We start from the raw sequence: 8958 nt of genomic DNA, 5'->3' as shown, positions 1-8958 counted from the left end.
GTATAAACACCCTATAAGTTAGGGAGTAAAGGGGGAATGACTTCCCCCTTGAACTTTAGGTTACTCGAGTGTCGATTTATCCACACCAACATAAGGAACACGAACAATCTTATTGGCCATTTCCCATTGAGTGCCTTCGGTTGCAGCTTTGCCGTTGGCTAAATTACGTGCAAGTTCAAATGTCGCTTTCGCTTGTGAATCTGCATCATTAAGCACAGTGCCTGCCATGTCGCCAGATTTAACTAATGCTAATGCTTCTGCTAACGCATCAACACCGAATACTGGTACTTTCGCACCCGCACCACGTAACGCTTCAATCGCACCCATCGCCATACCATCATTATTGGCAATTACGACTTCGATTTTGCTGCCGTTGGGGCCAGATAACCAAGCGTCCATTTTATCTTTTGCCATGGCGGTATCCCACATACCAGTATCCATGTGTAGCTCTTCTGTTTTGATGCCATTTTCGTTAATGGTTTTCACAGAATAAGAAGTACGAGCTTCCGCATCTGGGTGACCTGGTTCGCCTTTCAGCATTACATACTGCAGTACACCGTCACCGTTTTTATCCCAAGCAGGATTGGCTTTCCAGTGTTGCGCAATGAGATCGCCTTGGATGATGCCCGACTCTTTTGAATCTGTACCCACATAATAGGCTTTGTCATATGAAGCGAGCGCTTTAGCACTCGGTTCTTTGTTGTAAAAAACGATAGGAACATCATCCATTTTCGCTTTTTGAATAATACTTGGTGCAGCTGCAGGGTCGACAAGGTTGATCGCCAGTGCTTTCACGCCACGAGCCAACATGACATCCACTTGGTCATTTTGCATTGATTGGCTGTTTTGTGAGTCATTCATCAAAACCTTGGTGTTGCCGTCATTATTTGCCTGTTTTTCAATCGCTTGGCGAACAACTGACATAAAGTTATCATCGTACTTATAAACGGTCACACCGATCGTTGTGTCAGCCATGACTTGAGTGCCGAAACTCATACCAGCCGCAAGCATGGCTAAAGTAGTTAACTTTCTCATTGAACAAGTCCTATTTGTTAGTGTTGTTATTACGTTGTGTAGGGGGAGAAACGTTAACTCTGAGAAACAGCAGTGAAAACGTTTACCTTTCAAAGTATAGTAGTAAAACAAACAATTAATGTGAACCAGTTAAAATTTCAGTTTTGAAATCGCATTTTCATGCGGTTTCTTGTGAATAGTTTGATAACTATTGCAAAACTAAGTAATCATACGTAACACAATGTAACATCGAGACCTATTTCTCTTTTTAAAAGTGCGATCCACCACGAAAGAGATCATACCTCTCAAAACACCAGATGTTAACGTTTACACTTGCGAGTTTCCAATATGCAATAGATTTAACTTTCATTTGACTGCTCACAAAGTGTAGATGAGGCTTGTTACATACGCCTGCAATTTATTCGCGTATTTTTACGCCATATCGGGTCTCGATTTACCAAACAGCACCACGACTTTTAATTAATGAACTCTTAAATTGTCATTTTTATTATTGGCATATGCCAACAATAAGGTGTATTTTAAATACAAGAACCCGATAAACTTTAGGAGCCATGATGATTTATGCCATCCCTTGTGATCAAAACTCGCCTTTTAATCACTTTGCCAAAGCGCCTCAATTGATGATTGTGGACGATACCACCGCCACTAGCCAACGTATTGACGTTACGAAAACCGAGGGCAGTTGTGGCCACAAAAAACAGCTACTTGCACTGCTAAGAGAGAATAGAGTGGACGCTGTTATCGTCCGCAATATCGGACAAAATATGTTAGCAGCAATTTTAGAAAAGAAGATTGAGGTATATTACGCACCAAGAGGCAGCCAATTAACATCACTTCATCCAAACCATCTTCTGCCCGTCACCGACGTCTCTTTTGGCAAGCCTTCAGCCAATAAATCGAAGAAACGTTGTGCTAGTCAATGTGGATCGAAGAAAGTGGGTAAACATAACAAACTGGCACCCAGAATGCTGTCACCAACTACCATAGAAGCGTTGAAGAAAGTGCTGAAAGTAAAAGCGATTGTCGAGGGAAAATAATGACTTATGTTATAACCTTTGCGTTTTTTATTGGCATTATTGTCTTGATGGCGATCGGTGTTTTGTTTCGCCGCCGCTCGCTGCAAGGCAGTTGTGGTGGATTAGCAAATATCGATATTGAAAGAGAATGTAACTGCGTAGACGTTTGTGATGAGCATCAGAAGGTGTTGTATCAAATTCAAGAACCTGATCACGAGCGTTAGCGCTCAACCAACATCAACGCATGACCTTCCACCAAGCAAGTCGCGACTTTCGCTCTTGCTTGGTTAACGATATTACCAAAGGTTTGTCGCGATATGCCCATCTGCGTGGCCGCTTGCAATTGGCTAAGCCCCTCTTTATCAGCCAAACGCAACGCTTCAAGTTCTTCTGGCAGTAAATCTACTGTGTTCAATTCAGATAATTTGACACCGTTGGGTTTGAAGCACGCATACGCCGCTTGACCACAAACACGACGAATTTTTTTGGGTCTTGCCATTTTCTTCTCCTAATCATTTAAACCAGTTTGGTGAACTTATGAACATTCAGCCTCCCCTACAACATTGCCACTGCGCGGTGTGTTGTGCCCCGTTCTTTTCTGAAACGCACACACTGCAATTTAACCAAACAGAAACAGGGAGCGTATGCGCACAGATTGTAGCAACAGAAAAGATGCAAGGCTATCAAGGGGTCATGCAGGGTGGACTGATCAGCACCTTACATGATGCGGCCATGACACATTGTCTGTTTGCACAGTGCATTTATGCGATGACAGCAGAGCTAAACGTACGTTATCTGCACCCTATTCCACTGAATGTACCGTTGCAAGTCGAAGCACATCTTATCAAACAAAAACGTCACATTTACTATCTGTGCAGCACCATTTTTTATGATGGGCTTCCCTATTCTACGGCCAGTGCAAAGTTTATGTGCAAAGCCGAGTAGCCTGAGTGCTACAGTCATTTCATTAGGGTGCTGGCTTAGCGTAAACTTCGGTTGAGTCACGCTTTCATCCTCCTTATACTCACTCATCATTTCTTTATTATCTTTCGTTATGAAAATTATCGCAGTAACTGCTTGTCCAACAGGCATTGCGCACACCTATATGGCCGCAGACGCACTCAAAAAAGAAGCGAATAAGCGTAATATCTCAATCAAAGTCGAAACCCAAGGCGCAATGGGTGTCGAGAACCCACTGACAGTGGCAGATATTGTCAACGCGGATCTGATCCTCATCGCTTCAGATATTGACATTGAACAGCGTGAACGTTTTGTTGGTTGCAAAACAGTTCAGGTGTCCATTGAAGAAGTGTTGACGAACGTTCAATCTGTTTTAGATCGTCATTTGTAACCGCCGATGATCACAACGCGCATCACTTTTGTTTTAAAAGCAGGCGGTCTAGTCAGCTGGCAATTAAATGAATTGAAAGATCTCAACCGCCATTTTCGCTCGGTGGTGGTGCTGTTTAACATCACGCGTGACAACAAGGCAATGCTTAACCATACACTGCAAGTGTTAAGCCTTGGTTCAAACCCCGGAGATGTATGCCAAATTGCCATTGAAGGGCTCGACGCCGAGTTGGCCTGCATGGTGATGACAGAGTATTTACGCGAGCACACACTGCTTATTTCAACATCGCACAAACAAAATGCTAAAGCGGAATTGGCGTTTGCCACCCACCTAGCTTTTCAACTGCCTTTTTCGCTACAGTGGCATTACGCCACATTAGGCTCAGTGGTTAGCAAATCAGAGGCACTCGACACGATTGCTAAGCAGATCATGCCCGCACATTGTCATGATATTTTGTATGCGCTGGAAAAAAGAGAAGCAATCTCCCCGACCATTATTGGCCGTGGAATAGCGCTACCCCATATCATTCACGCACGAGTTGCCCAGCCAACACTGGCGGTTCACTGGTTAGCAAACCCGCTATCATGGTCAGAAAAATCCGGCGATGTGTCGCTGATCATCACCTTATTACTGCCGACATCAGCGCCGCGAACCGTAATTAAACCGGTCACGCAGTTAACTCGTTGGTTACTGGAAGAGGAACATCGTCAATGGCTACTTACGGCAAAAAGAGAAGAAACCCTTAAAGCCATTTTGCTGCACGTGATGGCTAAGCCGTGCGACCCAATACAAAATGAATAGCTTTATTGCGACAGAGTTCGATATTCAGATGGAGTCATACCCGCTTTGCTTTTAAATACGCGGAAAAAATAATTCACATCTTGAAATCCACAGCGCGTGGCCACTTCGGCTAAACGAAAGGTGTATTTCTTCAACATAAATTTTGCCCGCTCAATTCTTACCCAAGTGATGTAATCAGCAAGAGTCATGTGTCCTTGTTGGCGAAACATGCGCGATAAATGGTTGGCAGAGATATTAAACCGCTGTGCGATGCTGTCACGGCAAATATTGCGATGAAAATTTTCTTGGATATAGATGCAGATGCCTTGATATAAATCTTCACTGCGCTTTTTAGGAGAAGCGGTCGGTTGATCAAGCATTGCGGCGCTGTAACTCAACAGAGCCAACAACAAATGTTCGTCCATTGGGCTTTTCTGAGGCTCACGTGCTAATGCATTTAGCCCTTCGAGCATGTGATCAATCGCGTGCCCAGTACGCGTTGGGATACTGTGTTTCTGAACATCATAAAAACCACTCTCGCCTTTGTGTTTACTGACCAAACTAAACCCCATTTGACGACGGCCAAATAGCAAACTCAAAACCGAACAGCTCTCTTGCCAATCAGGTTTATTCCAGCAGTTCGGAGGTATATAAAGCGCATCACCAGATAAGATGTTGACCTTACTGATACCGTGTTCAATCTCTTCGGTTTCGTTGCTATACACGCCGCTTAAGACCAATTCTAGACGAGGGAAATTGACTTGGTAACTGAACGCTGGCGGCGTTATTTTGTCCCCAGCAAACCATATTCGATTAAAACTTTCTCGCTCCGAGAGCAGCACTTCAATCACATTTTTAAATACTGGGATCACAAAATTCACCCTATACCCATCAATAAACGAGGCAACTATAATCCAATACCTAATGAATCACCAATCATTACGCATTCGATAACTCCGATCGAAAAAGTAAAATAATCAATTTATCCAATTGAATTAAAATAAAAAATTAATCATAAATTCAAATTATCACCCTAAAACCAAAATAAGAGCCTGATCACGTTTGCAGCCACAGGTTACAATAATCCAGTAAATGCCAGTTTCGTACACTACCACTGTTCACCCGAGGCGCTCACAATATCTCCAACAAAAAGCGCGGTGCGCAATAACAATATCCCCAAACAGTTTGAAGTTGCAGCCAACATGGCTCAGTTCTAAGTGCGAAGGGGATAAAAACCATATAGGGGACGAAACATGATCACTCAACTCATTAATGAGAACTTGATCCGGCTTGATTTGAAAGCAACATCAAAAGATGGCGTTTTCTCAGAGCTGGTCGATGTACTGTTAGAACAAGGACGCATCAGCGATAAATCGCAGTTTTTAGCCGATATCTATGCTCGTGAAGAGCTTGGTAACACTGGATTTGAAGATGGTGTCGCGCTGCCTCATGCCAAAAGTTCCGCCGTTATCTCGCCTGCAGTTGTGATAGGCATCAGCAAAAGCGGTATCGAATATGGCGCGGAAGATGGCTTGCCTTCTAAATTATTTTTCATGATAGCCTCTCCTGATGGTGGTTCAAATCATCATATTGAAGTGCTGGCAGAGCTCTCTTCTAAGCTGATTGAAGAAGGGTTCATCCAACGTTTCTTAGACGCCAAAACAGAGCAAGCTGCGCTAGATTTGTTGCTACAAAAAACCGAAAAAACAACCGATGTTGAAGCTAATAAAGGCTTTTTGATTGGCGTAACGGGCTGCCCAGCGGGTGTTGCACACACTTATCTTGCCGCTGAAGCGCTGGAAAAAGGGGCCGCCGCGATGGGTTATCAAATTAAAGTCGAAACCAACGGTTCGATTGGGGTGAAAAATAGCCCAACGGATGAAGAGATAGCCAAAGCTGATGCGATCATCGTGGCTTGCGACAAGCAAGTTGACATGGTGCGCTTTGCGGGTAAAAAACTGATTGAAACTGGCGTTAAAGCGCCGATTCGTGATGCAAAAGGGTTGATTGAAAAAGCCCTCAGCGCACCAAAATATCAAGCCGATGCCAGTACCAAGACTTTAGATGGAAAAGGCAAAGCGGCGCAAGCTCGCTCCGATTTATACCGCTATTTGATGAATGGTGTATCGCATATGATCCCATTCGTTGTTACTGGCGGTTTGTTGATTGCTTTAGCACTCGCTATTGGCGGCGAGCCAACCGAAGCTGGTATGGCCATTCCTGACGGCAGTATGTGGAACCAAGTGCTGAACGTCGGTGTGGTTGCTTTTACGTTGATGATCCCCATTCTTGCAGGTTACATCGCGTATGCGATCGCCGATCGCCCCGCTCTGACTCCTGGCTTAATTGGTGGTTGGATCGCTAACAACGGGTCATTCTACGGCGCAGATGCCGGTACAGGTTTTATCGGTGCCATTATTGCAGGCCTTTTAGTCGGTTATTTCATCAAATGGTTAACAAGCATCCATTTTCACAAGTTTATTCAACCACTTGTGCCAATCATGATTGCACCCATCGCAGGCTCACTCTTTATCTCTGGGCTCTTTATTTTTGTTATCGGCGCGCCGATTGCAAGCTTGATGGATGGCTTAACCGCACTACTTACGAGCATGAGCTCAGGTAACGTGATACTGCTCGGTATTGTGCTCGGCGGCATGGCTGGCTTTGATATGGGTGGCCCATTTAACAAAGTGGCATTCCTCTTCTCTGTTGGTATGATTGCCAGCGGTCAAACTCAATTTATGGGTGCAATGGCGTGTGCCATTCCAGTCGCGCCACTCGGTATGGCTTTAGCAACCGTACTGGGCCGTAAACTGAACTTGTTTGAAGCCTCTGAAATTGAAGCAGGTAAAGCTTCCGGTGCAATGGGCTTGGTTGGTATCTCTGAAGGGGCGATTCCATTTGCCGCGCAAGATCCGATGTCAGTCATTCCAGCAAACATCTTGGGGTCGATGGTTGCAGCGGTTATGGCGTTCACTTTTGGCATTACAAACAGTGTTGCCCACGGCGGTCCTGTAGTAGCATTGCTCGGTGCCATGAATAAGCCTTTGCTAGCTTTGCTTTGCATGGCAACCGGTGCTGTAGTGACAGGTGTTGTTTGTATCACTCTGAAAAAAATGCGCCAAGCGAAATTACAACAAGCAACGGCTTAATGATCAAGCACTCTCCCCCGAGAGTGCTTGATGCTCATCAACGCTGAGCTTCTGATTTTATGTTGTACTCCCGCTTTAACTCGGGAGTTTTTTATTTCGCTTACTCTATGTACTGCTGCTTTGTTTTTATTTTGATTTTTTGTGAGATGTACTATGACCAATAACAAACAACCTTTCTTTTTGATGGACAATGTCATCCAAAACTATGCGTGGGGAAGCACGACTTCGATTCAGCACTTGTTTGATATTGCTAACCCAAACAACGCTCCACAAGCAGAAATTTGGATGGGAGCACACCCAAATGGATGCTCACAAATTCATGTGAATGGAGAACCTGTTTCGTTGCTTGAGATGATCAACCAAGATAAAACAGCGTTTCTTTCTGCTGCTACTGCAACAACCTTTGGTGAGCTACCTTATCTTTTCAAAGTACTTGCCGCAGCGAACGCCCTTTCGATTCAAGTTCACCCAAGTAAGCAAGAAGCGGAAATTGGCTTTGAGAAAGAAAACCAAGCGGGGATCCCACTCAATGCCGGACATCGCAACTATAAAGATCCTAACCACAAGCCGGAATTGGTTTACGCCCTTACCCCTTATCAAGCGATGAATGGGTTTCGCCCAATCACAGAGATTGTTGAACAATTTCAAACGCTGAATATCAATGCGATTTCAACCCTAGTCGATGCTTTTGCACACAACCCAACATCACAAGGTTTAAAAACCTTTTTTAGTGCATTGCTATCATTAACTGGCGAGCAAAAAGAACATGCGGTGAATGCATTATTAGCGTATGCCCATCATCATTCAGGTGATGATCTTTTTGGGCTCATTTTAGAGCTGGCACAACAGTACCCCGGTGATATCGGTCTATTTTCTCCATTAATGCTCAATGTACTCACTTTAGCTCCGGGTGAGGCCATGTTTTTAGACGCCAGAACGCCACACGCCTACTTGAAAGGTACCGGGCTTGAAATCATGGCCAATTCAGACAACGTATTGCGCGCTGGCCTAACACCCAAACACATGGATATTGAAGAGCTCGCATCATGCACGCTATTTGAAGAAAAACCCGCTTCAAGCCTGTTATTGAAACCAATCGAAGAAAATGGAGCATTACTGTTCCCTGTCCCAGTCCGCGATTTTAAGTTTGCGATTTACCTCAATGCCGCGCAAGTTAACGTGAAAATCAACAGTGCCGAAATTATCTTTGCCATTGATGCTGATGCGACCTTAACCCATGACAATGGTGAGTCTCTAACCGTGAAAAAAGGTCACTCAATCTTCATCCCCGCATACGCTGAACATTATCAACTGTCATCACTTGGACGTGTCGCACGCGCGTATAATTAACAGCCGACGTGATAAACAAAAAAGCCAGCATCTGTTCTGCTGGCTTTTTATTTGGGATTATTACGAAAATTTGCGCTAATCAATTTGTGGGCAGTTAGATATTCTGCGACTGCTTCCAAACCGCCAGTTCAACCCACATTTGTTCGAGTTGTTGCAACTCTTCTTCTGTGAGCAGTGCTAAGGTCGTTTGAGATTCAGATGTCGGACCGTCTTTGAGAGAGCGAATCTGCGCATAAAAATCCTTCTTTAATTGCGATATCACAGGGTCCACAAC

Annotated in this window: 11 protein-coding genes; 7 read left to right on the top strand and 4 right to left on the bottom strand. The window is 44.4% G+C overall.

The window, feature by feature from the left end; genetic code table 11:
* Positions 1–60: 60 nt before the first annotated feature.
* Positions 61–1035, bottom strand: coding sequence for a galactose/glucose ABC transporter substrate-binding protein MglB (mglB, locus tag AACT21_RS02810; RefSeq protein ID WP_026027227.1), 975 nt, complete (start codon positions 1033–1035; stop codon positions 61–63).
* Between the two features lie 551 nt (positions 1036–1586).
* On the opposite strand from mglB, the gene AACT21_RS02805 reads away from it, so the two are divergent.
* Both AACT21_RS02805 and nqrM read left to right on the top strand, forming a co-directional pair.
* On the top strand, positions 1587–2072 hold the full coding sequence (locus AACT21_RS02805) for a NifB/NifX family molybdenum-iron cluster-binding protein (protein ID WP_013856965.1): 486 nt from the start codon (positions 1587–1589) through the stop codon (positions 2070–2072).
* A complete protein-coding gene (gene nqrM / locus AACT21_RS02800; protein WP_013856966.1) occupies positions 2072–2275 on the top strand; it encodes a (Na+)-NQR maturation NqrM in 204 nt (67 codons plus the stop codon). The genes AACT21_RS02805 and nqrM overlap by 1 nt, the downstream gene beginning before the upstream one ends.
* Here nqrM and AACT21_RS02795 read toward each other — a convergent pair.
* Positions 2272–2550, bottom strand: a complete 279-nt coding sequence (locus tag AACT21_RS02795) for a DUF134 domain-containing protein (RefSeq protein WP_026027228.1) — start codon at positions 2548–2550, stop codon at positions 2272–2274. The genes nqrM and AACT21_RS02795 overlap by 4 nt on opposite strands.
* Positions 2551–2588: 38 nt before the next feature.
* Here AACT21_RS02795 and AACT21_RS02790 point away from each other — a divergent pair, with 38 nt between their 5' ends.
* The 3 genes from AACT21_RS02790 (at position 2589) to AACT21_RS02780 (ending at position 4203) form a co-directional block, all read left to right on the top strand.
* Complete coding sequence (locus tag AACT21_RS02790) at positions 2589–2996, top strand: PaaI family thioesterase (RefSeq protein ID WP_013856968.1); 408 nt, start codon at positions 2589–2591, stop codon at positions 2994–2996.
* A gap of 109 nt (positions 2997–3105) precedes the next feature.
* Positions 3106–3402: a PTS fructose transporter subunit IIB gene (locus AACT21_RS02785; RefSeq protein ID WP_013856969.1), complete on the top strand. Its 297-nt coding sequence runs from the start codon at positions 3106–3108 to the stop codon at positions 3400–3402.
* Positions 3403–3408: 6 nt separating this feature from the next.
* A complete protein-coding gene (locus AACT21_RS02780; RefSeq protein WP_094164322.1) occupies positions 3409–4203 on the top strand; it encodes a PTS sugar transporter subunit IIA in 795 nt (264 codons plus the stop codon).
* A 2-nt stretch (positions 4204–4205) separates the two neighbouring features.
* Here AACT21_RS02780 and AACT21_RS02775 read toward each other — a convergent pair whose 3' ends face one another.
* A complete protein-coding gene (locus AACT21_RS02775; protein ID WP_445285937.1) occupies positions 4206–5063 on the bottom strand; it encodes a helix-turn-helix transcriptional regulator in 858 nt (285 codons plus the stop codon).
* A 372-nt stretch (positions 5064–5435) separates the two neighbouring features.
* Between AACT21_RS02775 and AACT21_RS02770 the strand changes: the two genes are divergently transcribed.
* Positions 5436–7334, top strand: a complete 1899-nt coding sequence (locus AACT21_RS02770) for a PTS fructose transporter subunit IIABC (RefSeq protein WP_017047683.1) — start codon at positions 5436–5438, stop codon at positions 7332–7334.
* Positions 7335–7487: 153 nt separating this feature from the next.
* Positions 7488–8684, top strand: a complete 1197-nt coding sequence (gene manA / locus AACT21_RS02765; protein ID WP_038171769.1) for a mannose-6-phosphate isomerase, class I — start codon at positions 7488–7490, stop codon at positions 8682–8684.
* A 94-nt stretch (positions 8685–8778) separates the two neighbouring features.
* Here manA and AACT21_RS02760 read toward each other — a convergent pair.
* On the bottom strand, positions 8779–8958 hold a 180-nt coding region (locus tag AACT21_RS02760; RefSeq protein WP_141192801.1), incomplete at its 5' end, for a hypothetical protein.

This window comes from Vibrio sp. V08_P9A1T1, assembly GCF_963874405.1.
Classification (GTDB): domain Bacteria; phylum Pseudomonadota; class Gammaproteobacteria; order Enterobacterales; family Vibrionaceae; genus Vibrio; species Vibrio anguillarum.
The sequence above is the reverse complement of the archived record's forward strand: the minus strand, read 5'-3'. Positions and strand labels throughout refer to the sequence as shown.